Genomic DNA, 26,559 nt, shown 5'->3' with positions numbered 1-26,559 from the left:
GATTGGGGTTTTAATTACCATTAATTCTGCAACTTGTTGATTTATATGAATAAATTAGCTGGCACATCGCTTGCGATATGCGTAGTGGATTGAATCTATTCGCCTGTCGATGACCAACCCGGTCAGTCGATGTGACACAACTTGAAGAGGAATACATATGCAGCAAATCTTCACCAAGGCAATGGCGCGCAATATCTTTTTGGGCAGCGCCGCCATCTTTCTGGTGATCTACATCGCGCTCAGCGTGGATACCTGGCGACAGATTCCTGTGCGCGACCACGCGGATCAGCTGACCGATGCCGTCAAGCGCGGCAAGTACCTGATGGACAGCAACAACTGCATCGGCTGCCACACGGTCAACGGGGAGGGCGCCTACTTTGCACCCGAGCTGGGCAATGTGTACACGCGCCGTGGCCCCGAGTTCATCAAGGCCTGGATTCAAACGCAGCCCACCGGCATAGCCGGTCGCCGCCAGATGCCGCACTTCCAGTTCACAGATGCCCAGTATGAAGATCTGATCGCCTACTTCAAGTGGCTGTCCAACATAGACACCAACCATTGGCCACCGAACACCCAGGGCTGATCACAGTGCCCCGCGGACTTCACACAACCCAACCAATGAGAAACACCTAATCACCATGAACAACTCGTCTCAAAGTGTGGCGAAACCCTATTTCATTGCCGCGTTGGCACTGTTTTTGGGGCAGATCCTTTTCGGCCTGGTGGCCGGCATGCAATACCTGGATGGCAGCTTCCTGTTTCCTGCCATTCCCTTCAGCACCAGCCGCATGGTGCACACCAATCTTCTGATTGTCTGGCTGCTGATGGCCTACATGGGGGCAGCCTATTTCATCGTGCCCGAAGAAGCGCAGACGCCGCTCTTCAGTCCCAAACTGGCCCTGGCTACTTTCTGGATCTTCCTGATTGCAGGGGCGGCAACCATTCTGGGTTACCTGTTCGTGCCGTATGACCAGCTGGCGGCCGCAACCGGCAACGCGGTGGTGCCCACCATGGGTCGCGGCTACCTGGAGCAACCGCTGCCCACCAAGATAGGCATCGTGCTGGTGGCCCTGTCGTTGCTGTTCAACATCACCATGACGCTGATCAAGGGTCGCAAGACTTCGCTCAATGTCATTCTGGTGGTGGCGCTGTGGGGCCTGGCCTTGCTGTTCCTGCCTGCGTTCTACTTCCCTGACGACACAGTCAAGGCCAGCTACGGCTGGTGGTGGGTGGTGCACGGATGGGTGGAAGGCGACTGGGAGTTGATCCTGAGCTCACTGCTGGGCTTCATCCTGATCAAGATGACCGGCGTGGACCGTGAAATCATCGAAAAGTGGCTGTACGTGATCATTGCCATGACCCTGGTCTCCGGCATCATCGGCATCGGCCACCACTACTACTACACCGGTGCGCCCGAGTACTGGATCTGGCTGGGCTCCATCTTCAGCGCCATTGAACCGATTCCCTTCATCATGCTGATCGCGTTTGCCTTCAAGACCCTGTTTCAACGCCGTCGTGAGCACCCCAACAAGGCCGCCATGTTGTGGGCCATGGGGACACCCATCGTCGCCTTTCTGGGCGCTGGCCTGTGGGGCTTCATGATCACGCTGGCACCGGTACAGTTCTACGCCCACGGCACGAACCTCACCGCAGCCCACGGCCATCTGGCGTTCTTTGGCGCCTATGCCATGGTGTCCATGGCCATCATCTCGTACGCCATGCCACTGCTGCGCGGGCGCACCGCCAACAGCGTGCGCTCGCAGCGCTGGGAAATGACGGGCTTCTGGACCATGGTGATCAGCATGATGGGCATCACCCTGGCCCTGACCGGTGCCGGCCTGGTGACCATGTTTACCCAGCGCATGGGTGCCAATCCCTCCAGCTTCATGGAAGTGGCGGATTCATCCAAGGCATTCTTCTGGATTCGCGAAATCGCTGGCGTCGGATTCCTGCTGGGCCTGCTGTCCTACCTGACCAGCTTCTTCATTCCAGGTGAGTACGCCTATGCCGCCGAAGTGAAGCGTGCGGTTGCCTGAAGGCATCCATTCACCCGCTGCCACCAGACGCCATGAACAGCATCACATTGAGTGCCCGCACTGCGGGCAGCAGCAGCCGGGGAGCGCGCACAGCCCTTCCCGGTGATCTGGCAGTCTGGATCTTCATCTTTGCCGAGCTGCTGGTATTTGCCGTGCTGTTCCTGGCCTATGCGCTGGCACGGCGGTCGCACATAGACCTGTTCAACAGCGAGCAGGCACTGCTGGACCGCCAGGGCGGCTTGATCAACACCCTGGTGCTGATCAGCAGCAGCTATGCGGTGGCTTGTGCCGGCGCCGCCATTCGGGTCAACCGGGTGCGCGCCTGCATGCTCTGGCTATGTGGCGCCTGGGCGCTGGGTGCGGTATTCCTGACCCTCAAAGCCATGGAGTTCAGTCACGACGCAGCGATTGGCATGCAGCTCTCGCGCAACCTCTTCGACATGTTTTATCTGTCGCTCACTTTCTTTCACTTCATGCATGTGCTGATGGCCATGGTGATTGTGTCGGTGGTCATCCACAACACTTGGCTGGGGCGCTACAGCGCTGCCTCCCATGTCGGCGTGGAGACCGCCAGTTCCTACTGGCACATGGTGGATCTGGTCTGGATCATCCTGTTCGTGCTGGTCTATGTATTGCACTGATGGCACACCCTGACAACACCACTACCGCGGCGTTGCAACGCGCGCCCGCGCAGCATCTGCCAGCCGTCTGGAGTGCGCTGCTGCTACTGACGCTGCTCAGCTACTACGGCCTGAGCCGGTTTTCCGAGGGGACCTTTGTGCCCCTGGTGCTGGCTGCCATGTGGCTCAAGGGCCAGTTGCTGGTGGACCAGTTCATGGGCTTGCGCCAAGTGCGCAGGTTCTGGCGCGCCTTGATGGCGCTGTATCTGTTGGGAGTGACCGTGGCCATCGGCCTGGCATTCCTGCTTGACTAACTCTGAACACTGCACAGGTGCACACCATGACGCTTCTATCCTTGCACAAACCCCATGCCTCCGACATCCCGGCCTACGTGGCCGTCGATCAGGAAGTCGAGGTCTTTCAAATGGCCTGGCGCAGCCATCTGCCGGTACTGCTCAAAGGGCCGACCGGCTGCGGCAAGACCCGTTTTGTGGAGCACATGGCCGCGCGCCTGAAGCGCCCCCTGTTCACGGTGTCCTGCCATGACGATCTGAGCGCTGCCGATCTGGTGGGGCGCCATCTGATAGGAGCTGATGGCACCTACTGGGTGGACGGCCCGCTCACCCAGGCCGTGCGCCAAGGCGGGATTTGCTATCTGGACGAGATTGTCGAAGCACGCAAGGACACCACGGTGGTGCTGCATTCGCTTTCGGACGACAGGCGCATCCTTCCGATAGATCGCCTGGGGCTGGTGCTGGAGGCACCACCCGAATTCATGCTGGTGGTGTCCTACAACCCGGGCTACCAGCACCTGATGAAGGCCCTGAAACCCAGCACGCGCCAGCGCTTTGTGTCGCTGGCCTTTGACTTCCCGGATGCGGCCCTGGAGCAGCAGATTGTGGTGGGCGAAACCGGCATTGCATCGGCCCTGGCCAAGCAGTTGGTGACATTGGCCCGCGCGCTGCGGCAGACCGCCGACCACGATCTGGAAGAGGCACCCGGCACGCGCCTTCTGGTGGATGTTGCCCGCCTGATCGTGCAAGGCTGTAACCCGCAACTGGCCTGCCGCGTCGGCATGATCGAATGCGTTACCGACGACCCCGAGATGGTGCGTGCACTGATGCAGGTGGTGCAAGCCATCTTGGGTGACTAGGCATGGAAGAACATGTTGGCCTGTGGTGGCACCAGCTGCTCACGCGCATGGCGGGGCAGAAAGGCCACGGTGCGTCCGTTGCGCTGGACCCCATACGGAGCGAGCTGGGTCTGCTGTTTCGCGCGCTGGGGGGGGCGCATGGCCTGAAAGTGGATGCCACGGCCGGCACCCGGCACGGTGCGCGCCGCTCGGTGATTGAGCGCATGGCCGGTGTTCGTGCCAAGGTGGAACTGGCCGGCGTGGATGCACAGGCCTTGCGCCTGCCAGGCTTGGCGGATGCCTATGCCACCGTTGAACTGAATCAGGCGTTGTACCGCTGGCAGACTGCGTTGTGCGCCGTAGTCCCCGAGCACGGCAGCTGGGTCACGCGCAACCAGCAAGGCACCATGCATCTGCTGGAAAACTACCGTGGTCTGGCGGCCAGCTACTGGCAGCTGGTGCAGGCCGAACTGCAGCGCCGCCCCGACCCCGCAACCCTGCCACCTGCCGAGGCGCAGGCTGAGCGCAGCATCCGCCAGGCGCTGCGGCATCCGGACAGTGCCGTGACGCTGATTCCGGGTGCCCGTGCGCCGGAGCCGGTGTTGCTCTGGCTGGCGCCGGATGCGCGAGGTGCCATGGGTGTCGCCCGCTCGCAGGCAATGGAGCCGGACGAAGTAACCCGTGCGGGCAGCAGCAAGCAGCAGGATGAAAAGCGCCGCGTGGCAGAAGACGCCGACATGCCCGAGCGCCCTGGCGGCCTGATGATGTTCCGGCCGGAGTCCATCTTCAGCTGGTCCGAATATGCCAAAGTGCAGCACGACGTGCAGGAGAACGAGGAGGAGGACCTGGCCCGTGCGGCCGACGATCTCGACACCTTGAGCGTTTCGGCGGATCAGCGTCCGGTCGCTCGCGCCCTGCGCATGAACCTGGACCATGCCGCACGCGAGGAGACTGGCCCCACCAGCGCGGAGCCCGCCATTCTGTTGCCCGAATGGGATTACAAGCGGCAGGTATTGTTGCCCGCGCACTGCAGCGTGCGCATCAGCAGCATGCCCGACGCACCGGCACGTGCGTTGCCTGAGCGTCTGCGCCAGGAGCAACGCCGTCTGCATCACCAACTGGCGATGCTCGCACCCGAGCGCCAGGTCCGCCGTCGCCAGTCGCACGGTGACGAGATCGATCTGGACGCCTTGATCCGTGCCCGCACCGACAGCGGATCCGACCAGCAGGACTGCTACCAGCAGGTGCGGCGCAACCAGCGTGACTTGTCTTGCCTGTTGTTGGCCGACCTGTCTTTGTCCACCGACGCAGCCATCAGCGAGAAGCTGCGCGTGATAGATGTCATTCGCGACAGTCTTTCACTCTTTGCCGAGTCCCTGTCCGACACCCGCGACCGCTTTGCCCTGTATGGATTCAGCTCACGCCAGCGGCATGCCGTGAACATGGTGGAGTTGAAGCATTTTGACGAGCCATTCAACGCACGCATCCGCGGTCGCATCGAACAGATCAAGCCGGCCTTCTACACCCGCATGGGCGCGGCGGTGCGCCAGTCCAGCGCCTTGCTGGCAAAGGAAAAGTCGCGCGAACGCTTGCTGTTGATCCTGACCGACGGCAAGCCCAATGACAACGACTACTACGAAGGCCGCTACGGCATCGAGGACACGCGCTACGCGCTGAGCGAGGCACGCAAGCAGGGTCTGCGGCCCTTCTGTGTCACGGTGGACCAGACGGCAGAGGACTACTTGCCGCACATCTTTGGCAAGCACAGTTTCACCATTGTCAAAAGGCCAGCCGAGCTCCCACGACGCCTGGCACTGCTGTACGCGCAACTGACGCGTTAGCGAGCACCTGCGCGGTACGGGCAACAGCAATGCTTGCGCAGGCCCTGGCCTACTGGCGAAACCTCTGAAGAGCGGAATCCACCACACCTTCCAGGCTGCCGCGACTGGCATGTTCGAGGCGCAGTTGCCGCGCGTCGCTGCCTTCCTTCAGGGTCTGGGAGATATGCTGCAGAGCGGCCGTGCTGCCCAGCGCCTCGGCCTGAGGCTGGATGCGCTCCAATACCGAGGCAATGTCATCCACCAGAGGCAGTTGCTCATAGGTCTTTGGATGCACGACGGTGCCGCTCAGACCGAAGCGGCAAGCCTGAAAGCGGTTGTAGTTGTAGACCAGATAGTCATCCTCCGCCGGCGGGGGCTCGCGCCGCTGCAGCAAGTAGCTGCACAGTGCCTGCAGGTAGCACGCCAGGGCTGCGGCGTGCTCGACTGAAAGCGGTGTGTCGCACACCCGCAGCTCGATCGTGCCGTACTCGGGCTTGGGGCGTATGTCCCAGTAGAAGTCCTTCATGCTCTTGACCACGCCGGTGAATTCCATCTTGGCGAAGTACTGCGACACGAAGTCTTCCCAGCGCAGCATGAAGGGCGCGCGCCCGCTCAGCGGAAAGGCGAATACCGAGTTCAGCCGCGCCGACTCGAACAAGGTGTCATTGCCCTGCACAAAAGGCGAGGAGGCTGATAGCGCGATGAAGTGCGGCACATAGCGATTGAGTGCATGCAGCAGATACAGCGCCTCGTCCGCGCTGGCGCAACCTACATGCACGTGCTGGCCAAAGATGGTGAACTGCTTGGTCAGATAGCCATACAGCATGGAGACTTCGAGAAAGCGGGGCTTCTGGAATATGCGCCGCTCAGACCAATGCTGAAACGGGTGCGTGCCGCCACCGCAGATGCCGATATTGAGGCGGTCACCGGCCTGCAGCAGGGTGTCCCGTATCTGCCGCAGCTGGGCGAGCAGGGTGGCATGACCGGTGTGCACGTCGGTGGCAATCTCGATCATGCTTTCGGTGACCTCGGGCGTCACGGTGCCCGGAAAGGGCTTGCGCCGCAGCAACTCCAGCATGTCCGGACTAGCCTCAGTCAGGTCAAAATCGCTGAGGCTGACCAGCTGCAGTTCCAACTCCACCCCCAGGCTCAAGGACTGTGACGATTTGAAGGATTCCAGAGGCATGGGCTGCTCGCTTCAGGGCTTCGGCGTTTCATGGGCCCAGGCCAGTGACCATTGCACCAGGATAGGCCCGAGGATTTCCAGCGCCAGCGTGGCGGTGGCCAGCGGGATCAGCTGATCCACCATCTTGCTGCTCAGGGAGTTGGTTTGCTCCAACACCAGAATCACAAAGGCGGGCGTGGGCGCACACGCCAGGCCTATGAGCAGTCCCTTGCGCCAGTGGATGCCGCTGGCGTGGGAGAACAGGCCGATGCCCAGGATCTTGGCGCACTGGCGGGCGAGAATGAAAGCCAGGCCCAGGCTGGCGCCCGCGACTACCTGCGGCCATGTCAACCGCGAGGAAATGAATACAAACAGCAAGATGGAGAACAGCTCACCCAATGCGCCAAACCCGCGCTGGGAGGAGTTCAGCACCATGCGCCGGTGCCGTGCATACACCCCGTAGGTGAGCGCCGCCAGCACGGGCGAGAGCCGCATGCCGTAAGTCAGCGCTACCAGGCAGAGCAGCACGATGGTGAAGGCCAGGGTGCTGTCCTGGCTGGCACGCTTGGTGATACGCAGCAGCACCGGTGCCAGCATGCCGGCCAGCAAACCCAGCAGCACGGAGGCCGCCAGCACCACAAGGCTGTTGTAGGCTGCCTTCCAGATGTTGCCGGAGGTCTGCAGCACTGCCCAACCCAGAATGATCTTGAAGACGAATACCGCCAGCACCGTGTTCATGGTCGAGAGGTGCAGCAGCCGCTCGGTGGCCTGCCCTGAGCTGCGCGACTCGGTAATCACGCGCACCATGGTTGCCGGTGAACTGGCCATGGCCAGCGCCGAGAGCAACAGGGCGTTGGTCATCGGTTGCTCATAGGCAGTCAGCACGAAATAGACGGCCGCAAAACACAGGCCCGACTCGGCAAGGCTGCTCACCGCAATCCAGGGGTTCACCAGCAGCCAGCGCAAATTGATGCGGTAGCCGCATTCAAAGAGGATCAGGCTGAAGGCCATGGTGGCGATCAGCAGCACCATGCCCGATTGGGTCTGTGGCAGCAGGCCCAGTTGTCCCGGGGCCAGCAGGAAGCCGATCAGGGCGTATGCACTGAGCCGTGGCAGCTTGGCCAGCTGGTAGCCGTATTCGCCCGCGAGCCATGCGACCAGAATGGTGATGGGCCAGGCGGCATCCATGAGCAGGGGGGCCAGCTGGTTCATGGCATGGCATCCGTGCTGGTGTCGCACATGCGGCCTGCAGCCAATGCATGGTTCTCTCCACCTCGAGCGCTGTTCATTCAGGGCACGATTTGTTGATCATCGCGCCATGCTACGTCGGCTGTTTGCCAGAAACTGCAACCAGTTGTAAGTGACTGTGACTGTTGCGGTGCTGTCGGGCGTACGTGGAAACGGCAGTTGCTGGTGCTGCGGGTAGACCGCCCCCGAACATTCAAGTGCTTTGGCGCGGTACCAGGCTATAGCCCAGATCCAGACTGTGCGTTTCGACGGGCTCCTCGCGCATCAGTTTCAACAGCATGGTCGCGGAGGCCTCGCCCACCTTGTCCAGCGGCGTGTGCACCGTTGTCAGCGGCGGGTTCATCAGGTCGCTGCCGCGCAGGTCATTAAAACCTGCGATTGCCACTCGGGCGGGCACCTCTACCCCGAGCCGGTTGGCCGTGAGCAGGGCGCCTTGCGCCAAGTCGTCGTTGCAGAAAAAGATGGCATCCAGTGGGGGCTGTTGGCCCATGATCTGTTCGAACATGACGCCACCCAGCTCCATGCTGGAGGGCGCAGGATTCATCCACTCCAGTGTGGGCGCATACAGACCGGCCTCGGTCAGGGCCTTGCGCCAACCATTGAGCCGCTGCAGGGTGCGCGGATCCAGCTGAGCGGCGGCAAAGGCAATGCGCTTTCTGCCCTTGGCCAGCAGGTGCCGCGTCATGTCATACGCGGCATCCTCCTGCGAGAAGCCCACGCTGTACACATCCGTGCGGGTGGAGGTCTCCATCAGGTAGACGCAGGGCACGCCGCTGCTTTCAATCAGCTTTTGCGCTGCGGGAGTCCGGTCAAAGCCGGTGACAAGCAGGCCTGCCGGACGGTGCATCAGCTGCTCGCGCAGCAGTTGTTCTTCTTCTGCCGGGTTGTAGTGGGTCACGCTGATGAAGGTCTGGAAACCCTCGCGGCGCAAACCGAGTTGCACCGCCTCCAGCAGCGTCACGAAAAGCTCATTGGAGAGCAGGGGAATCAGGACAGCCACATGGTTGCTGCGATGCGAAGCCAGCGCGCGGGCGGCGGGGTCGGGTACGTACCCCAGCTTTTCCGCAACCGCCAGCACCCGCTCCACCAGTACCGGGTCGACAGCGCGCTTGCCGCTCAGGGCGCGTGATGCAGTCATGGCACTCACACCTGCCGCCGCCGCAACATCTGCCAGCGTGATGCGTCCGGTAGCCCTTTGCCGCGGGTTTTCTTTCTTCATGATGATGTGGGTCAAGTCACAGGGTTTTTACTGATAGGGATTGTCGCCATCTCGTTTAGGATAGCGCTATCCGAAAATGCTCGATTGCCAATATTAGCCATATTTTGCTGCAGGTCGAGTGTTCTTTTTTTGAATTTGTCAGGATAGCGCTAACCAAAAAATGAGACCGATGATTGTCATTATGGGGGTTGCCGGATGCGGCAAGTCGAGTCTGGCGCAAGCCCTGGCTCGAGCGGAATCCTGCGCCTTGATCGAGGGTGACGACTTCCATAGTCCGGCCAGCCGCGAGAAGATGTCCAAGGGCATTGCCTTGACCGACGAGGACCGTGCCGGATGGTTGTCTGTGCTTGCCGCGGAAATCCAGAAACATACGGAGGGCGTGGTGTTGACCTGTTCCGCATTGAAGAAGTCCTACCGCGATCGTCTGCGCCAGAGCGTGCCGACGCTGCAATTTGCCTTTCTGGAAATTGGCAGGGAAGAGGCACAGCGTCGCGTCGTGGCGCGCGCAGCTTCGCATTTCTTCAACGCCGGCCTGGTGGACAACCAATTCGCCACGCTGGAGTCGCCCGTGGGCGAGGCTGGCGTGATCCGGCTGGATGCCACCGCGCCACTGGAGTCCCTGCAAACGCAGGTGTCGCAGTGGCTGCATCGCCAGGCGCCGGTCTGAATGCGGCTATCCATCGACTGAACCCGACCCACCCCACACTTGAGAAACTGGAGAACGTGATGACATTGAATATGCTCGTAGTCGAGCACCTGGTGGAGAAGCTGATGGCACTGGCCCTGGGGCTGATTGTGCTGCTGGTGTTTTCCAATGTGCTGGGCCGCTACGCCTTGGGTACCAGCTTTGCAGGGGCGGAAGAACTCTCGCGCCTGCTGTTCGTCTGGCTGGTGTTTCTGGGCGCCATCCTCACGCTGCGCCGCCGCGCCCATCTGGGGGTTGAGCTGGTGCAGGCGCGCTTGCCGCGCTGGGCCCGCAAAATCTGCGCCGTGATCACGCATCTGCTGACGCTGTATGCGCTCTGGTTGTTCCTGGTGGGCAGCTGGACACAGACCGAGATCGGCCTGCATAACTACTCCACCGTGCTGCGTTTTCCCAATGCATTCATCGCGTCCGCAGGCCTGGTCTGCGCCGCTTCCATGATCCTGATCGTGGCGTCCAACCTGCTGAAGATTGTCATCAACCATCCGGGTGCTGTCATGGCCGGAGACCCGCCAGCGCAAACCGAGTCGTCGGATGGGCACGTCGCCCATGCGAACGCACAAGGAGATGTGCAATGAGCATCCTGATCTTCCTGAGCACGCTGATCGTGCTGATTGTGCTGGGCATGCCGATTGCGTTTGCCCTGATGCTCACGGGCGTGGCCCTGATGTACCAGCTGAACTTCTTCGATGCCCAGCTGGTGGCACAGAACATGATTGCCGGTGCGGACATCTATCCGCTGATGGCCGTGCCTTGCTTCATTCTGGCGGGCGAACTGATGAATGCGGGCGGCATTTCCAAACGCATCATCAACCTGGCGGTCAGCATGGTCGGCCACATCCAGGGTGGACTGGGCTATGTGGCCATCGCCGCCACGCTGTTGCTGGGCTGCTTTTCCGGTTCGGCACTGGCGGATACCGCTGCAGTGGCCACCCTGCTGATCCCGATGATGCGTGACAACGGCTACCCCGTGGCGCGCTCGGCCGGACTCATCGCTGCCGGTGGCGTGATCGCCCCCATCGTTCCGCCGTCCATGCCGTTCATCATCTTTGGTGTGACCACCAATACGTCGGTGAGTGCGCTGTTTGTCGCCGGTATCGTGCCCGCTCTGCTACGTGCGGGCGGACTGGTGCTGGTCTGGGCCATGCTGTCGCGCACCATGAAGGTCAATCTGCAGCGCAAGCAGACCTGGGGCGAGCGTCTGCATGCCTTTACCGATGCACTGTGGGCGCTGGTTCTGCCGGTCGTCATCATCGGTGGTCTGCGGGGCGGCATCTTCACGCCGACCGAAGCGTCGGCCGTAGCTGCCGTGTATGCCTTGTTCGTCAGCCTGTTCGTGTACGGCGAAGTGAAGCTCAAGCATCTGAAAGGCCTGATGGTCAATGCAGGCCGCACCACCAGCACGGTGATGTTTCTGTGTGCCGCGGCATTCGTGTCGTCGTACATGGTGACGCTGGCGGATCTGCCAGCCCAGGTCACGGACTTCCTGGGCCCAATGATGGGTCACCCGCGTGTGCTGATGGCGGCCATCATGTTGTTGCTGTTGCTCATTGGCAATGTGATGGACCTGACCCCCACCATTCTGGTGATGGGCCCGGTGCTGATGCCCATCGTCATCGTGGCGGGTATCGATCCGACTTACTTTGGCGTGATGTTCATTTTGGTTGGCACGCTGGGTCTGATCCATCCGCCGGTGTGTACCGTGCTCAACGTCGTGTGCGGTGTGGCCAAGATTTCGCTGGAGAGCGCCACGCGCGGCGTCTGGCCCTTCCTGCTGGCCGAAGCCGTGCTGGTATTCCTGTTTGTTGCCTTCCCCGGCTTCATCACCGTTCCGATGACCTGGTTCCATTAACCCTTCACAACCGAGACTGACCATGAAAAAAATCGCAAAACTCGTACTTGCCACGGCCATTGCCGCTTCGTGTGCAAGCGCTTTCGCCGCAGACTTCCAGACCCGCATCATTCGCTTCGGCTACGGCCTGGCGGAAGACAGCAACCAGGGACGTGCAGTCAAGGCTTTCGCGGAAGACCTGTCCAAGCGCACCGGTGGCAAATTCAGGGCCAAGGGCTTTGCCAGCGCCAGTTTGGGCAATGACAACCAGATGCAGAACGCTCTCATCGGCGGCGCTCAGGAAATGACCGTGGTGTCCACCGCCACCCTGGTCGGTATCGATGACTCGTTTGGTATCTACGACTTGCCCTTCGTATTTCGCAGCGAGCAGGAGGCCGATGCCATTCTGGATGGAGCCTTTGGCAAAAAGTTGGCAACGAAGCTGGAAGCCAAGGGCCTGATCGGTCTGGTGTACTGGGAAAACGGCTTTCGCAACCTGACCAATTCCAAGCACCCCATCACCAAGATGGAAGACATGCAGGGCATCAAGCTGCGCGTGATGCAGAACCCGGTGTACATCGACATGTTCAATGGCTTTGGTGCCAACGCCATTCCGCTGGCATTCTCCGAACTGTTTACCGCGCTGGAATCGCACACGGTGGATGGCCAGGAAAATCCGGTCAACACCATCCAGTCGAGCAAGTTCTATGAGGTGCAGAAATACCTCACCATTACCAAGCACGTCTACAGCCCCTGGATCGTGCTGGCCAGCAAGAAGTGGTGGGATGGCCTGAACGCTGACGAGAAGAAGGCCATCCAGGATGCGGCCATCACCTCGCGCGACTTTGAACGCAAGGACAGCCGTGAAGCCGGTGCCAAAGCACTCGATACGCTCAAGCAAAAGGGCATGCAGGTCACCTTGCTGAGCACCAAAGAGGCAGATCGCCTGCAAGACGCAGCGCGCCCGGCCATCGCCAAGTTCTCGGCCAATGGACACGCCGAACTGGTCAAGGAACTGCAGGCCGAGTTGGCCAAGGTTCGCAAGTAAGACGCCAATGACTGACTTGGCTTCAACGCCAAGTCAGTTGACGGTCGCAATGTGGCTCCAGCTGGCAATACGCGCCTTAGAACAATTCAACCGGACACGTAACGTTCGATCCCCTGCAGCAGCGCGTCAAACGTAGTCTTGCAGCGTGGGGTGTGTCGCAGGTCCTCGTGCATGGTGAGCCAAGTCTCCAGTCCCAGGGACATGCTTTCGGGAAGCAGATGTACCAGCTGGGGATCGCGCGCTGCCAGTGCTACCTGGCAGATGCCGATGCCGCAGCCGGAGCGGATGAGCGCCAGTTGCGCCACGTCGCTGTCCGTACGAAAGGCAAAGGCATCTCGATGCCACACTGCAAAGCCTTTGCGGGCAGCGCGTACGAACGGCGTCTCCTCATCGAAGCCGATCAGTGCGTGTCGGGTCAGGTCGGCCAACGATTTTGGGGTGCCACGTTTGCGCAGGTATTTCTTGTGGGCGTGCAGACCCAGATTGACTTGCCCCACGCGCCTGGCAATGAGCTGTTGTTGTTTGGGCTGGGTCATGCGGATGGCAATGTCTGCCTCGCGCTTGAGCAGATCCTGCACGCGGTTGCTCAGCATCAGCTCCACCTTCAGGCCCGGGTGTTCGCTCTGCAGTTGGGCCAGGATGGGCGGCAGCACTTCCACGCCCATCACTTCGCTGGCTGTTACGCGCACCGTGCCCTGTATGCCTTCGCCTTGACCCTCCGCCGCCCGTTTGAGTGCGGCTGCCGAACTTTGCATGGTCTGCGCAAATGGGGCCAGCGACTGTGCCGCTTCAGTGGGCAGCAGTCCCAGCTGGGAGCGGGTGAATAGCGTGACGCCCAGCAACCTCTCCAGGGCGGCAATGTGGCGTCCGACAGTAGGCTGCGCAATTCCCATGGCACGGGCGGCGCCCGAGAGGGAGCCTTCTGTCAGCACACTCAGAAACGAACGGTAGAGTTCCCAGCCGATGTCGTTGGTCATGCATAAATGTATAGCGGCTGTCACATGTTAGTCAATTGATTGTGAACGCCGTTGGATTCAGACTCCGTCCATTGCAAATCACTTTGATGGAGTAACGATATGAGCGACAACACAGCATTGGTCTTGGGAGCAACAGGTGGCATCGGGGGCGAAGTGGCGCGGCAGCTGCGCGATGCGGGTTGGAAAGTCCGCGCGCTGCACCGCGGCGGAACCCAGGCTTTGGCGTTACGCGACGGCATGGAGTGGGTGCGCGGCGACGCCATGGTCCGTGCTGACGTCATGGCTGCAGCACAAGGCTGCTCGGTCATCGTGCACGCCGTCAATCCGCCCGGCTATCGCCGTTGGACCGAGCTGGTCCTGCCCATGGTGGACAACACCATCGCCGCTGCGTGTGCCCAGGGCGCCACCATCGTATTGCCTGGAACGGTGTACAACTACGGCCCCAGCGCTTTCCCCACATTGCGGGAAGACTCGGTGCAGGAGCCTCTCACCCGCAAAGGAGCCATTCGTGTTCAGCTGGAACAGCGCCTGCGCCAGGCCAGCAGCCGGGGCTGCAAAGTCATTGTGGTGCGCGCTGGGGATTTCTTTGGGCCCAGGCCAGGCAACAACTGGTTTTCGCAGGGGCTTGTCAAGCCGGGTCAGCCGGTCAAATCCATCAGCCTGCCAGGCGCTCCCGGCGTGGGGCACCAATGGTCCTACCTGCCCGACGTGGCCCGCACCATGCTGGAACTGGTGCAAAGGCGAGACACACTGGAGCCCTTCGCGACCTTCCACATGGCCGGTCATTGGGATGCCGATGGGCGCCTGATGGCCGAAGCGATTACCCGGGTCGTCGTGCGCCGAGGCGGCGCCAAACCCTCCATGGGCGCGTTTCCCTGGTGGCTGATCGCGCTGGCGGCACCGTTCGTAACCACATTGCGCGAATTGCGTGAAATGCGCTACTTGTGGAAGACGCCTGTGCGCATGGACAACGCGAGGCTGGTGGCTGCGCTGGGACGTGAACCCCATACGCCCTTGGACGAAGCCGTGGAGGCTGCGCTGGTGGGCATGGGCTGTTTGGTGAGTGTGACAAGTAGCGCAGCTGCTACTGTCGCGTCTTGATTTTGTCGACTTGTGCAGGCCGTTCAGGACGGAATGCATGTTCCCTCCGCATCGTGATCAGTCCAACTGATGTGCTGCCTTCAATGCATCGACCACGGCACGCACCGCTGGTGCCGTCCGAACATCCGTGTGGACGACCAGCCAGATCTCACGCTTCAACGCTGGGGTATGGTCATCAGCCAGGACCATGCCCGCTTCGTTGTTCACCACAAAGTCCGGGAGCAGTGCCACGCCTGCGCCCGCACGTGCGGCCGACAATTGAATCTCGACGGTGTTCGTCAAGAAGCGCATGGGCCGTCCTTCCCGCAGAAGGTTGAGGTGTCGGGACTGCGGGGCATCCCTCATCAACTCGTCCCCATAACCGATGAAACTCCAGTTGGCGGGACTGGTCGTGGCCAAGTACTGCGGACTTGCGTAGAGACGAAAGGCGATCTTTCCCAGCCGAACGATGGACAGATTGCCGTCGCGTGGACGGTCAAGCCGCACTGCGAGATCCGCTTCGCGTCGTTCCAGCGATGCCTTGCGCACTTCGCCAATCATCTCTATCGTGAGGTCTGGTTGTTCCCGCTGCAGGCGCGCGAGCGGCTCGATAAGCGCCGCTGCGGCATAGGCGGGGGGAGCGCTCAAGGTGACCGTTCCGGCAACGCCCTGGCGGCTGGATGCAGCCAAACGCTCTGCCGCCATGGCCTCACGCTCCATGCGATCGGCGATGGCCGCAAGGCGGTCGCCTTCGGCGGTGAGCAACAGTTTGCGCCCCCGACGATCCACAACACGAACACCCAGTTCGGCCTCCAGCGCGGCGATGCGGCGGGCAACAGTGGCATGTTCCACGCTGAGCAGTCGTGCCGCGGCAGACAGGGACCCACCCTTGGCCAATGCCGATAGATGGCGCAGGTTCTCCCAGTCCAACATGTTAATTTTCTCCCATTGAATGCTTGCTATTTGATCTTTTTATCACGGAAGAGGAGGGCTAAGCTTCGCCGTCTTTCTTTCTTTCTTTCTAGGAGTTTCTTTCATGGACATCCGGATTACCGTTCCCCAACCCGGCGACGCAACCGCGTTGCAGGCTGTTCCCCATGTACCGGAGAGCCCGGGCCCAGACGCTGTGCGCATTCGCCATCTGGCCATAGACGTGAATTTCATCGACATCTACCAGCGTAGCGGCTTGTATCCGTTGTCGGCGCCGCATGTGCCCGGGGTTGCTGCCGCTGGGGTGATTGAGGCTGTCGGATCCGGGGTCGACGGGCTACGGGTTGGAGAATACGTTGTTTACGGCGGGCCTCCGGTTGGTGCCTATGCGAGCACGCGTCTGTTGCCAGCACACATGGCCATTCCCGTGCCCGAAGGCATGCCGATGACTACTGCCGCAACTTCATTCTTCAAGGCGCTGACGGCGCACATGCTGTTGACCCGCGTGTTCCCGGTCGGGCCAGGTAGGGTGCTGCTTGTTCATGCCGCGGCGGGTGGATTGGGGCAGGTGCTCGTGCGTTGGGCGAAACATCTTGGCGCCCAGGTGATTGGAACGACTGGAAGCGATGCAAAAGCCGAAATCGCGCGCAGCGCTGGTGCCGACCATGTAATCGTGGGGCGCGATGCCGACGTGGCCAGCGCGGTTGCCACCATAACTGCAGGACGGGGCGTGGACTACGCCATCGATGGCATCGGCGGCCAGACTCTGGCGCGGACATTGGCATGCGTCCGTAAGTTTGGCGTTGTTGCCAGCATTGGCCAGGCGGGAGGTGCCATCCCTGCCCTGCCAGTAGAGGCCTTGGGGCCGACCAGGTCACTGTCGCTGGCGCGTCCCAGCGTAATGGCCTATGCCAGCGATAAGACGAGCTATCGCGTTGGCGCCGAAGCTGCATTGCACATGATTGCGTCCGGAGTGGCGACCGCACATGCCGAGCGCTCTTTTGCTCTGGCCGATGCGGCATCTGCGCACGTCCTGTTGGAGTCCGGGCAATCGGCAGGTGGGTTGTTGTTGATTCCCTGAGTGTTTGACAAGCCACAACCAATGCAGGAACAACTACTTGTTTCTGCATTGGTTACATCGGGGGCGGAAATATTCCTTTGCGTAGTTACTGAGCAGGTGCAGCTTCTGCCGCGGCAGGTGCCGGGCAGGTGGGTTGCAGACCCAATTGGTCGCGCAACGTCTTGGCGTCGTAGAAGTCGCCTTGGTACGCAATCTTGCCAGCTTTGGTGTGAATCATGGAGACGCCATGCAGTTCCAGTGGCTTGCCAGTGGGCTTCTCGCACTCAAATGGAATGCCCGTATTGGTACCCGTAAAGACCCAGCGGAAGGCAATGGAGTCTCCTTGCACGATCGGCTTGCCCTCCATCTTCCACTGCAGGTCCGGCAGCGCCATGATGAAGAACTTGATCACGTTGTCACGTGCAGTCACGATGCCGAACTGCGGTGTGCCCACGGTGGCGTCGAAATACTCCACATCGTAGTCAAAGCTGAGTGCCGCCTCGTTGTAGTTGTGCGCGTTCCATGCCGCCATGTATTTCTGCACGATCTTGAGTGGATCGGCGTGTGCAACGCTGAAGGCGGCCAGCAGGGCAGGTAGCAATGCGATGCGGGCCATGTGAAATATGCGATTCAAAGTCATGTTGTCTCCTGGTTGAAAAAGTGGGGATTGGCGATTCAGTGCTTGACCATGATGTGGCGTGCGCAGCTGTAGTCCTCGAGTGCGTAGACCGACATGTCCTTGCCGTAGCCGGAGTGCTTCATGCCACCGTGCGGCATTTCCGACGCCAACATGAAATGGGTGTTGACCCAGGTGCAGCCATATTGCAGACGCGATGCAATCTGCATCGCCTGGCCCACGTCGCGAGTCCAGACCGAGCTAGCCAGTCCGTATTCGGAGTCATTGGCCCAGGTGATGGCCTGGTCGGCATCCTTGACCCGGGTGACGGACACCACCGGGCCAAACACTTCGCTGCGTACGATTTCGTCGTCCTGCTGCGCACCGGCCACGACGGTGGGTTTGTAGAAGAAGCCCTTGCTGCCCCAGGTGCTGCCGCCGGTGGTGATTTCCACATGCGCCAACTGGCTGGCGCGATCCACAAAGCTGGCAACGCGGTCCCGTTGACGCGCCGAAATCAGCGGTCCCATCTCCACGCCCGGCTCCTGCTGCAGCCCCAGCTTGATGCCGGACACAGCCGAACTGAGGTCTGCCACCAGGCGCTCATAGATCTTTTCGCCGGCATAGATGCGGCATGCTGCCGTGCAGTCCTGGCCGGCGTTGTAGTAGCCAAAGGTACGTATGCCTTCGACCACACTGCCCAGATCGGCGTCGTCCAGCACGATCACGGGCGCCTTGCCGCCCAGCTCCAGATGCGTGCGCTTGATGCCCCGGGCCGCAGCCTCCATGATCTTGCTGCCTGTGGATACGTCACCCGTCAGCGATGCCATGCGCACGCGCGGGTCGCGGATCAGCGGTGCACCCACGGTGTCGCCACGTCCGGCCACCACGTTGACCACGCCAGGTGGCAGGATATTGGCCAGCAGTTCGCCCAGGCGCAGGGTGGAAAGCGGCGTGTTTTCGGAAGGTTTGAGCACTACCGTGTTGCCCATCGCGATGGCCGGACCCAGCTTCCAGGCGGCCATCATCAGCGGGTAGTTCCAGGGGGCAATCGAGGCCACCACGCCCAGCGGGTCACGCCGGATCATGCTGGTATGGCCTGCCAGATATTCGCCGCTGAGACTGCCCATGAGGTTGCGGATGGCGCCAGCAAAGAAGCGGTAGACGTCGGCGATGGCTGGAATTTCGTCGTTGCGCGCTGCCGCCAGTGGTTTGCCGCAATTCAGTGACTCCAGCATGGCGAATTCATCACCATGGGTTTCGATGGCGTCGGCAATTTTCAACAAATAGGCACTGCGGTCCTTTGGAGTAAGTGCGGCCCATGCGGGAAAGGCCTGACTGGCCGCATCCACCGCCTGGCGCAGCTGATCGGCGCTAGCCTCCCGCACTTCGCACAGCAGTTCGCCAGTGGATGGATTGAGCACCTGCTCGACGCGGCCTTCGCCGGTCAAGGTGGTGCCATTGATCATGAGTTGGGTAGGAAAACGTTGTGCGGCCATGGTAATGAGGTGGAGCAGTGGAACAAGGGATTAGCGGGAATGCGGCGGTGTTTCAGAATCGCGCGTCAGGCGCCATGCCAGCAGAATGAGGGGCATGGTGATCAACATCACGATGAGGGCGACCACATTGGTGATGGCCACTTCACGTGGACGGCTGAGCTGGTTGAGCAGCCACAACGGCAGGGTCTTTTCACTGCCTGCGGTGAAGGTAGTGACGATCAGCTCGTCTACCGACAGTGCAAAGGCCAGGATGCCGCCAGCCAGCAGGGCTGTACCTAACTGGGGCAGCACGATGTATCGCAAGGTGGTCAGCGTGTCGGCACCAAGATCCATGGAGGCCTCCATCAGACGCGCGGGCATGCGGCGCAGCCGGGCCACCACGTTGTTGTGCACGATGACGACGCAGAAAGTGGCATGGCCTATGGCGATGGTCCAGAACCCCGGGTTGAAGTCCATGAGCTTGAATGCAGCCAGCAACGCAATGCCCGTCACGATGCCGGGCAGTGCAATCGGCATGATCAGGAGCGTGGTGAAAGCATCCTTGCCCACAAAACGGTCGCGGTTGAGGGCCGCGGCAGTCAGCGTGCCCAGGACCATGGCAATGGCAGTGGCGACTGCAGCCACTGACAGCGACAGCGTGATGGCTTCGCGGATATCCGTGCGTTCCCAAGCCCGGATGAACCAGCGCAGGGTCAAGCCTGTGAGGGGAAAGCTGTAGCCGCTGTCGGCACTATTGAATGCATACAGGGCAATGAACAGCAACGGCAGGTGCAGGAAGGCCAGTCCACCGTAGGCAGCAAAGCGCAGCAGGGTTTTAGAGGGCATCGAAGGCTCCCAAGCGGCGCGCCAGTGACAGATAGAGTGTGATCAACACTATGGGCACACAGGTGAACGCCGCGGCCATGGGCAGATTGCCGATGGTTCCCTGCAACGTATAGACCATGTTGCCGATGAACAGTCCCGACGGGCCAATGAGTTGGGGAATGATGTAGTCACCCAGTGTCAGAGAGAACGTGAAGATGGAGCCCGCAGCAACACCGGGGAATGCCAGTGGCCACAGTACGGTGCGGAAGGTCTGCCAGGGTCGGGCACCCAGGTCGCTGGATGCCAGCAAAAGGTTGGCCGGCACCCGCTCAATTGCCGCCTGAACGGGCAGCACCATGAACGGCAGCCAAATGTAGGTGAAGACCAGAAAGCGTCCCAACTGCGAGGTGGCCAGCGTATCGCCGCCAATAACGGGAATACGCAGCACGGCTTCGAGCAAACCCAGCAGTCCTAGTTGGTTCAGGACCCAGTAAATCACACCGCCCTTGGCCAGCAGCACTGTCCATGCATAGGCTTTGACGATGTAGCTGGCCCACATGGGCAACATCACGCCAACGTAGAAAAAGCCCTTTTCTGCCGGGCTGGCGTAATGCGCCATGTAGTAGGCCATGGGAAATCCCAGGGCTGCAGTGCCCAGCGTGACGGCGATGGACATCCCCAGTGTGCGCAAGACGATGTCCAGGTTTGCCGCGTCAAGCAGGTTGACGAAGTTGGCGGTTGTCAGTTCCGGCACCACGGCCATGGCCATGTCGTCGAACGTAAAAATGCTCTGGCTCAGCAGCGTCAGCAGTGAGCCCACGTAGACCACGCCGAACCACAGCAACGGTGGAGTGATCAGCAGCAGCAGAGTCAGTGAACGCCGCTGGTAGAGCAGGTTGGAGATGCTGCGACGAAGGCCTGTCTGAGCGGCCATGGCGGAGAGGGCCAGTTCAGGCATCGAGCTTCACCATGTGTTCCGGCGCCCAGCTCATATGCACGCGTTGCCCGGCCTGGGTGTGCGCCGCCAGCGCGCTGGCAGCCTCACCTTCGGCCTGCAAAGTTGTCAGAATCTGATTGCCAACCTGCACTTCGATGCGCTGTTGCGCACCCAGAAACTGAATAGCCAGCACCTCGCCTTCGACTTGCAGGTGTCCCGCAGGCACGGTCATTGCGCTGCTGGCGATGGAGATGTTCTCCTGCCGAACCGCGAAGGCCTGGCTCTGGCCCGTAATGGTCTTTGCCAACGGGCTGTCAATGACGTTGGAGCTACCCACAAAGTCCGCCACGAATCGCGTGCGCGGGCGATGGTAGAGCTCGCGCGGTGTGGCAATCTGTTCGATGTGACCATGGTTGAAGACGGCAATGCGATCCGACATGGACAGTGCCTCACCCTGGTCATGTGTGACGTAGATAAAGGTGATGCCCAGTTTGCGATGCAGTACCTTGAGCTCAACCTGCATTTGCTCGCGCAGTTTGAGGTCCAGCGCCCCCAGTGGCTCATCCAGCAACAGAATGCGCGGGCGATTGACCAAAGCACGCGCCAGTGCCACACGCTGGCGTTGACCGCCGGAGAGTTGCCCCGGCGTGCGCTGCCCATGATCGGGCAGGGCCACCAAGGCCAGCGCCTCGCGCGCCAGTGCGTAGCGTTCGGTTTTGCCCATCTTGCGCACCATGAGCCCATAGGCCACGTTGTCCAGCACATTCATGTGCGGGAACAAAGCGTAGTCCTGGAACACGGTGTTCACATCACGGGCATAGGGTGGGGTGCCGGACGCTTCCTGCCCCATCAGCTGCAAGCTGCCACTGCTGGGCTGCTCGAAGCCCGCCATCAGGCGCAGGGAAGTGGTCTTGCCGGAACCCGATGGTCCCAGCATGGAAAAAAACTCCCCTTCCTGGACCGCGAAACTCACGCGATCCAGGGCCCTGACGTCACCGTAGTGGCGCGATACGTCCTTGAACTCGATAGCGACCGGCATGTTTCCCTTTGCTCAGCGTCCGCCCATGATGGCGATGTAGTCCATGGTCCATTTGGGATACGGCACGCACTTACCCTGGGTGGTGCACTGGGCCTGGGGTGTCTTCCAGAACTTGACCTGGGTGAAGCGGTCATAGCCGTTGTCCTTGCAGAAGTCGCTTCCACCCGGGGCCTTGGCCTTGCAGGCGGCGGCCCGCACGGGGTTGGCGCCGAACCACTCTGCCAAAGGCGCCTGCAGGCCGTCGCTGAGCGAATGTTCCATCCACTGGTAGGCGCAGTTCACGTTCTTGGCGGATGCATGGAGCATGGTGGTGTCCGCCCAGCCGGTTACACCCTCCTTGGGGATGGTGGATGCGATGGGCTGTGGCGGCTTTTCGCCAGCCAAGGTGTTGACCTGGTAGCCCCAGGATCCGGAGGCAACCACACCTTCGTTCTTGAAGTCGTTCATCTGCACCGTGGAGTCATGCCAGTAGCGGTGGGTCAGCTTCTTCTGGACGCGCAGCAGTTCCAGCACGGCGGCATATTGCTTGTCGTTGAGCTCATAGGGGTCCTTGATGCCCAGCTCCGGCTTTTTGGTCATCAGGTACAGCGCAGCATCTGCGATGTAGATGGCGCCGTCATAGGCCTGCACGCGCCCTTTGTTGGACTTGCCATCGGGCAGCTTTTGTTCTTCAAACACCACCGACCAGGAGTCAGGTGCCTTGGGGAAGACCTTGGTGTTGTACATCAGCACGTTGGGGCCCCATTGGTAGGGTACGCCGTAGTGTTTGCCATCTACCGTGTGCCAGCTCGCATTCTGCAGGCGGGCATCGATATTCTTGTAGCTGGGAACCAGGGCCGGGTTGATCTCCTGCACCAGCTTGGATGCGATGAGGCGCAGGCTGGCATCGCCCGAAGCAGTCACTAGGTCGTAGCCGCCCTGTTTCATCAGCGACACCATTTCGTCGGAGGTTGCGGCGGTCTTCACGTTGACTTTGCATCCGGTCTGCTTTTCGAAACCGGTTACCCAGTCATATGCCTTGTCCGTCTCGCCGCGCTCTACGTAGCCGGCCCACGCAATGATGTTGAGTTGGCCTTCGCCTTTGCCGATGGCTGTTGGCGGGGCAGCGATGCTGGATGCGGCTACAGCGACGGCCAGCATGCCGGTAGCTAGTGCGCGGGTATGGGGCATTTGGGATCTCCAGGTGGTAAACGGAGCCTGCATCTTAGGTAGCGCCTTACGCCACTGCCACACCGCCTGGGCAATACAATCCATCGGTAAAACAGAAACCTCGCACCAATTTCAGCAAAATTAATGGTTAACCCTAGGATTCTTGATGGTGCCTTGCAGGGTTTACCCCCTAAATGGGCCAAAACGGTGCCCAGTTTGGCGATATGAGCACTTCTTTCAAGAGCATTCGGTATTTCATAGCGGTGGCCGAATCCGGCTCCATATCGGCGGCAATCCATGAATTGGGCGTATCCCAGTCCGTGGTGTCCCAGGCCATAGCCCAAATTGAGGCCGACCTGGGCACCTTGCTGTTCGATCGGCGTGCTCGAGGTATGTCACTGACCCATGCGGGTCACCAGTTTCTGCGCCACGCCCACCAAATTGAAGTGGCCATGCGCAACGCCAGGGACGCGCTAGCGTCGCGGCCACACACGGTGACTGGCAGTCTCAATATCGGTGTCACCAGCCTGATGGTGGGCTATTACCTGCCGTTTCTGCTGGACCGATTCAAACGCGTGTTTCCCCGTATCCATGTGCAGATCACCGAAGACCGGAGGGACTATCTGGAGCACCTGCTGGTCAGTGGGGAGCTGGATGTGGCGTTGATCGTGGTGTCGCAACTGCAGAACTACCGAGCGTTGGAGACGGAAACCATTCTGCGTTCGGGATGGCGTGTGTGGTGCCCGGTCAATCACCGGCTTGCAGGAGAAGAAAAGGTGGAGGCAGTGGAGCTGGCGCGGCAACCGCTGGTATTGCTGCAAGTGGATGAGCTGGGTGATGCCGCGACTGCGCTGTGGAACGCTGCGGGTGATGATCTGAACGTGCTGATCCGCACGTCATCCGTGGAAGCGGTACGCAGTCTGGTGGCAACGGGGGCGGGATGCTCCGTGTTGCCAGATATGCTGTACCGGCCCTGGTCTTTGGAAGGAGACCGCATAGAAGCCCGCCCGCTGGCCCGCCCGCTGCCGCATCTGGAGGTGGGCCTCGCATGGCGCAAGGGTGCGGTTCAGCCCGAAGCCCTGAGCAACTTTCTCACCGCCGTGCGGCCCACATTGGACGGACACATGCTGGCTGGCGGAGTTCATCACCGCTGAGGAGATTGCGTTTGGCGCTCGGTGGCCAAACTGGCTTGTCATGTCCTTAGTCCACAGGGTAAGCAATGCCACCCACCCTGTGATGGTGATGCACTTGGCTTTCGGGCGTTGTCGGACTACCCGCTGTTGCTAACACTGCCCGTACACTGATTTGGCGTCAAACATATAGCCCACACCGCGTATGGTCTTGATCAATTTCCCGCTTTCGGGGGCGCAGGCCAGCTTTTGACGCAGGCGGGAGACCAGCAGATCGATGTTGCGTTCGTCGGCGCCACCGTCATCGTTGCGTACGCATCGTATCAACCGTTCACGATGGAACGCCTTGTGGGGTGCATGCAAGAAGGTGCACATCAGGCGGAATTCCGCCTTGGACAACGCCAAGACCATTCCTTCGGGGGTGTAAAGGCAACGGTTGCTGCAGTGCAATTCCCATCCGTCGAAACAGACGACGCCATCGCTCGTCGCGCTTGCATGCAGTTCCTCCGGCATGGCATGTCGACGCATGACAGACTTTATGCGTGACACCAGCTCACGCGGTTCAAAGGGTTTGATCATGTAATCGTCAGCACCGCTCTCCAATCCTACGATGCGGTCATATGGGCTGCTACGGGCGGTTAGCATGATGATGGCCAAATTGGATTGGCGGTATAGCTCGCGTGCCAGGAACAAGCCATCAACGCCGTTCGGCAAGGTCAAATCCAGCACGACGAGATGAATGGTGTTTCTTGCCAGCTGCCGATACATCTCCGTGTCGTCCTTGGCACAGTGCACACCATAACCATATCGGGTCAAGTAATCGGACAGCAACTGTCTAATTTCTTCATCATCGTCAACAATCAGGATTTGCAGCATATATAGCCAATATTTCGCTAACTTCATCTTCTAATCCGGATGATTCTCTACGCAATACTTGGCTATATAAATTTCCTAAAGCAATAGAAGATGGGGGAAAAGGTGCCATTTCCTGCTTTAAGAAATTTATCTCGAAAGGCCTAGTGCGAGCCGAGGCAATGCAACTTAGTCCATCAAAGGCACAAAGAGTTTTATTAAAAATAAATTGATAAGTTTGAAACTGGATACGTTGTTCTGAGCCGTGCAAGGTGCGGAAATTTGCCGCGACAAAGAGGATGCAGAAGTTCGACGGCTGCAATCTGGAAAAGGCAATTGGAGCAGGATGAATAAGGGGGCGCGCAAACCGCAATTTGCCAGTCCAGTGGACGATGCTTTGAGGCGATTGGGTCTACGCAGGAGTATTGTCATGGTGGTGCCCACGTACGCCAATGCGATGCACATCTTGCGGCACTCAAATATTCTCGGTCTCATCCCGTTTTCGTATCTTGGTAATCCCTTGATGAAGGATGGTGCCAAGAGCGCTGGTCTTCAACACTTTGAACTTCCTATACACACTCCGCAGATCAGAATTTCCGCCATTTGGCATCCACGGCTTCATGCCGATCCCGGGCACCGATGACTTCGGGACACCATATTGATGATCTGCAGGCGTGTATTTCCCAGAGTCGACGGAGAGGCGACACATTCAAGGTCCTAAGTAGCTTTTGCATGCTGGCTATAGAGACAGCTCCCTGAGCGAGACTATGGCATCGCTGAATGCGTCGGGAGCTTCTTGCGGAACATTGTGTCCAACGCCCGAAACAATGCGACGTTCATAAGGCCCATTGAAATGGGAGGCGGCGCTGTCCAGGATTTGTGGCGGCCCCTCAACTCCATCGTCATCGCCCTGCAAGACGATGCACGGAATGGAAATGTTGGGTTGTGCTGCCAATCGCCTTTCTATTTCATCCAATGCGGGGTCACCTGGAACACTGCCAAATCGATGACGATAGGAGTGGATGACGATATCCACAAAGTCTGGGTTTTCAAAAGCCTTGGCACTTTGAGCGAAGGTGAATTCATCGAATTTCCAGGATGGAGACCACAGTCGCCAGAGGAGGTTACATAACGCGCCTCGATTCTGAGCAAGTCCTCGTCTACCTCTTTTTGAATGGAAATAGTATTGATACCAGTAGCGTTGCTCTTCCTCAGGGGAGACAGGATTGCCTGCTTCAGCGATGTTTTGGATGTTGTAGCCGGTTCCGCAACTCACAAGTCCCAGCACGCGTTCTGGCCAAAGCGCCGACACAATGCAAGCGGCCCGACCACCCCAGTCAAAGCCTCCGAGCATGGCGCTGGAGATGTCCAGTGCATCCATCAAGGCAAGCAGGTCAGCTCCCAATCCAGCTTGTTGGCCTGAACGTGGCGCATCGGTGCTCAGAAATGTGGTGGATCCGTAACCACGAAGGTATGGGACTATGCAGCGATACCCAGCGCTGGAGAGCCTCGCTGACACGGCGTCATAAGAATGCACATCGTATGGAAATCCATGCAACAAGATCACAGGTGTTCCATTGAGCGGACCCTGCTCGAAGTAAGCGATATTCAAAACACCAGCTGTGATGTGTTTCATTTCTATTCGCAATAGGATTGTTTGCAGT

Annotated in this window: 26 protein-coding genes; 13 read left to right on the top strand and 13 right to left on the bottom strand. The window is 60.0% G+C overall.

Features of this window, described 5'->3' with window-relative positions; translation table 11 throughout:
* Positions 1–157 precede the first annotated feature (157 nt).
* The 6 genes from AC1RMF_RS05340 to AC1RMF_RS05315 are packed head-to-tail and all read left to right on the top strand — an operon-like array spanning position 158 to position 5,629.
* On the top strand, positions 158–583 hold the full coding sequence (locus AC1RMF_RS05340; protein ID WP_342616252.1) for a c-type cytochrome: 426 nt from the start codon (positions 158–160) through the stop codon (positions 581–583).
* Between the two features lie 55 nt (positions 584–638).
* Positions 639–2,036: a cbb3-type cytochrome c oxidase subunit I gene (locus AC1RMF_RS05335; protein WP_342616253.1), complete on the top strand. Its 1,398-nt coding sequence runs from the start codon at positions 639–641 to the stop codon at positions 2,034–2,036.
* Between the two features lie 32 nt (positions 2,037–2,068).
* A complete protein-coding gene (locus AC1RMF_RS05330) occupies positions 2,069–2,677 on the top strand; it encodes a cytochrome c oxidase subunit 3 (protein ID WP_493140196.1) in 609 nt (202 codons plus the stop codon).
* The gene (locus AC1RMF_RS05325; protein WP_342616255.1) at positions 2,677–2,970 is read left to right on the top strand and encodes a cytochrome C oxidase subunit IV family protein; all 294 of its coding nucleotides are present in this window, start codon (positions 2,677–2,679) and stop codon (positions 2,968–2,970) included. The genes AC1RMF_RS05330 and AC1RMF_RS05325 overlap by 1 nt, the downstream gene beginning before the upstream one ends.
* A 26-nt stretch (positions 2,971–2,996) precedes the next feature.
* Positions 2,997–3,809 (top strand): CbbQ/NirQ/NorQ/GpvN family protein, encoded by an 813-nt coding sequence (locus tag AC1RMF_RS05320; RefSeq protein ID WP_342616256.1) that lies wholly within the window; start codon positions 2,997–2,999, stop codon positions 3,807–3,809.
* A 2-nt stretch (positions 3,810–3,811) separates the two neighbouring features.
* Complete coding sequence (locus AC1RMF_RS05315) at positions 3,812–5,629, top strand: nitric oxide reductase activation protein NorD (protein ID WP_493140193.1); 1,818 nt, start codon at positions 3,812–3,814, stop codon at positions 5,627–5,629.
* Positions 5,630–5,678: 49 nt separating this feature from the next.
* Here AC1RMF_RS05315 and AC1RMF_RS05310 read toward each other — a convergent pair whose 3' ends face one another.
* The 3 genes from AC1RMF_RS05310 to gntR form a co-directional block, all read right to left on the bottom strand.
* Positions 5,679–6,794 carry a YbdK family carboxylate-amine ligase gene (locus AC1RMF_RS05310; protein ID WP_493140191.1) on the bottom strand — a complete coding sequence of 372 codons (1,116 nt, stop codon included), beginning with the start codon at positions 6,792–6,794 and terminating at the stop codon, positions 5,679–5,681.
* A gap of 12 nt (positions 6,795–6,806) precedes the next feature.
* Positions 6,807–7,985: a cation:proton antiporter gene (locus tag AC1RMF_RS05305; protein ID WP_493140189.1), complete on the bottom strand. Its 1,179-nt coding sequence runs from the start codon at positions 7,983–7,985 to the stop codon at positions 6,807–6,809.
* Between the two features lie 229 nt (positions 7,986–8,214).
* Positions 8,215–9,240, bottom strand: a complete 1,026-nt coding sequence (gntR, locus tag AC1RMF_RS05300; RefSeq protein WP_493140187.1) for an HTH-type transcriptional regulator GntR — start codon at positions 9,238–9,240, stop codon at positions 8,215–8,217.
* A gap of 169 nt (positions 9,241–9,409) precedes the next feature.
* Here gntR and AC1RMF_RS05295 point away from each other — a divergent pair, with 169 nt between their 5' ends.
* From AC1RMF_RS05295 to AC1RMF_RS05280, 4 genes are read left to right on the top strand one after another with little or no spacing between them, the layout of a single operon-like run.
* Positions 9,410–9,907, top strand: coding sequence for a gluconokinase (locus tag AC1RMF_RS05295; RefSeq protein ID WP_493140185.1), 498 nt, complete (start codon positions 9,410–9,412; stop codon positions 9,905–9,907).
* A 59-nt stretch (positions 9,908–9,966) separates the two neighbouring features.
* Complete coding sequence (locus AC1RMF_RS05290; protein WP_493140183.1) at positions 9,967–10,521, top strand: TRAP transporter small permease; 555 nt, start codon at positions 9,967–9,969, stop codon at positions 10,519–10,521.
* Positions 10,518–11,795, top strand: a complete 1,278-nt coding sequence (locus AC1RMF_RS05285; protein WP_342616263.1) for a TRAP transporter large permease — start codon at positions 10,518–10,520, stop codon at positions 11,793–11,795. Before AC1RMF_RS05290 ends, AC1RMF_RS05285 begins: the two co-directional genes overlap by 4 nt.
* Before the next feature lie 22 nt (positions 11,796–11,817).
* Entirely contained in the window at positions 11,818–12,822 is a 1,005-nt protein-coding gene (locus AC1RMF_RS05280) for a TRAP transporter substrate-binding protein (RefSeq protein ID WP_342616264.1), read from the top strand.
* A gap of 86 nt (positions 12,823–12,908) precedes the next feature.
* On the opposite strand, the gene AC1RMF_RS05275 is transcribed toward AC1RMF_RS05280, so the two are convergent.
* Entirely contained in the window at positions 12,909–13,799 is an 891-nt protein-coding gene (locus AC1RMF_RS05275) for a LysR family transcriptional regulator (RefSeq protein WP_493140179.1), read from the bottom strand.
* Positions 13,800–13,898: 99 nt separating this feature from the next.
* On the opposite strand from AC1RMF_RS05275, the gene AC1RMF_RS05270 reads away from it, so the two are divergent.
* Positions 13,899–14,900 (top strand): NAD-dependent epimerase/dehydratase family protein, encoded by a 1,002-nt coding sequence (locus AC1RMF_RS05270; protein ID WP_493140177.1) that lies wholly within the window; start codon positions 13,899–13,901, stop codon positions 14,898–14,900.
* A 57-nt stretch (positions 14,901–14,957) separates the two neighbouring features.
* Here the strand turns inward: AC1RMF_RS05270 and AC1RMF_RS05265 are convergent, their stop codons facing one another.
* Positions 14,958–15,812 carry a LysR family transcriptional regulator gene (locus AC1RMF_RS05265; protein ID WP_493140175.1) on the bottom strand — a complete coding sequence of 285 codons (855 nt, stop codon included), beginning with the start codon at positions 15,810–15,812 and terminating at the stop codon, positions 14,958–14,960.
* A gap of 103 nt (positions 15,813–15,915) precedes the next feature.
* On the opposite strand from AC1RMF_RS05265, the gene AC1RMF_RS05260 reads away from it, so the two are divergent.
* Complete coding sequence (locus tag AC1RMF_RS05260; RefSeq protein ID WP_493140173.1) at positions 15,916–16,890, top strand: quinone oxidoreductase family protein; 975 nt, start codon at positions 15,916–15,918, stop codon at positions 16,888–16,890.
* Between the two features lie 85 nt (positions 16,891–16,975).
* On the opposite strand, the gene AC1RMF_RS05255 is transcribed toward AC1RMF_RS05260, so the two are convergent.
* The 6 genes from AC1RMF_RS05255 to AC1RMF_RS05230 are packed head-to-tail and all read right to left on the bottom strand — an operon-like array spanning position 16,976 to position 22,934.
* A complete protein-coding gene (locus AC1RMF_RS05255; RefSeq protein ID WP_493140171.1) occupies positions 16,976–17,509 on the bottom strand; it encodes an ester cyclase in 534 nt (177 codons plus the stop codon).
* Between the two features lie 35 nt (positions 17,510–17,544).
* Entirely contained in the window at positions 17,545–18,984 is a 1,440-nt protein-coding gene (locus tag AC1RMF_RS05250; protein WP_493140169.1) for a gamma-aminobutyraldehyde dehydrogenase, read from the bottom strand.
* Between the two features lie 30 nt (positions 18,985–19,014).
* The gene (locus AC1RMF_RS05245) at positions 19,015–19,809 is read right to left on the bottom strand and encodes an ABC transporter permease (protein WP_493140167.1); all 795 of its coding nucleotides are present in this window, start codon (positions 19,807–19,809) and stop codon (positions 19,015–19,017) included.
* Positions 19,799–20,722, bottom strand: a complete 924-nt coding sequence (locus tag AC1RMF_RS05240) for an ABC transporter permease (protein WP_493140165.1) — start codon at positions 20,720–20,722, stop codon at positions 19,799–19,801. The genes AC1RMF_RS05245 and AC1RMF_RS05240 overlap by 11 nt, the downstream gene beginning before the upstream one ends.
* 16 nt (positions 20,723–20,738) lie before the next feature.
* A complete protein-coding gene (locus AC1RMF_RS05235; RefSeq protein ID WP_342616273.1) occupies positions 20,739–21,764 on the bottom strand; it encodes an ABC transporter ATP-binding protein in 1,026 nt (341 codons plus the stop codon).
* Positions 21,765–21,776: 12 nt separating this feature from the next.
* Positions 21,777–22,934: an ABC transporter substrate-binding protein gene (locus AC1RMF_RS05230; protein ID WP_493140162.1), complete on the bottom strand. Its 1,158-nt coding sequence runs from the start codon at positions 22,932–22,934 to the stop codon at positions 21,777–21,779.
* A gap of 203 nt (positions 22,935–23,137) precedes the next feature.
* Between AC1RMF_RS05230 and AC1RMF_RS05225 the strand changes: the two genes are divergently transcribed.
* The gene (locus AC1RMF_RS05225; RefSeq protein WP_342616275.1) at positions 23,138–24,067 is read left to right on the top strand and encodes a LysR substrate-binding domain-containing protein; all 930 of its coding nucleotides are present in this window, start codon (positions 23,138–23,140) and stop codon (positions 24,065–24,067) included.
* A gap of 129 nt (positions 24,068–24,196) precedes the next feature.
* Here the strand turns inward: AC1RMF_RS05225 and AC1RMF_RS05220 are convergent, their stop codons facing one another.
* Entirely contained in the window at positions 24,197–24,946 is a 750-nt protein-coding gene (locus tag AC1RMF_RS05220) for a response regulator (protein ID WP_493140160.1), read from the bottom strand.
* A gap of 688 nt (positions 24,947–25,634) precedes the next feature.
* Complete coding sequence (locus AC1RMF_RS05215; RefSeq protein WP_493140157.1) at positions 25,635–26,531, bottom strand: alpha/beta fold hydrolase; 897 nt, start codon at positions 26,529–26,531, stop codon at positions 25,635–25,637.
* Positions 26,532–26,559 lie beyond the last annotated feature (28 nt).

The organism is Rhodoferax sp. GW822-FHT04A08 (assembly GCF_058801025.1).
Note: the sequence above shows the minus strand (reverse complement) of the source record. Positions and strands in the feature narration are given on the sequence as shown.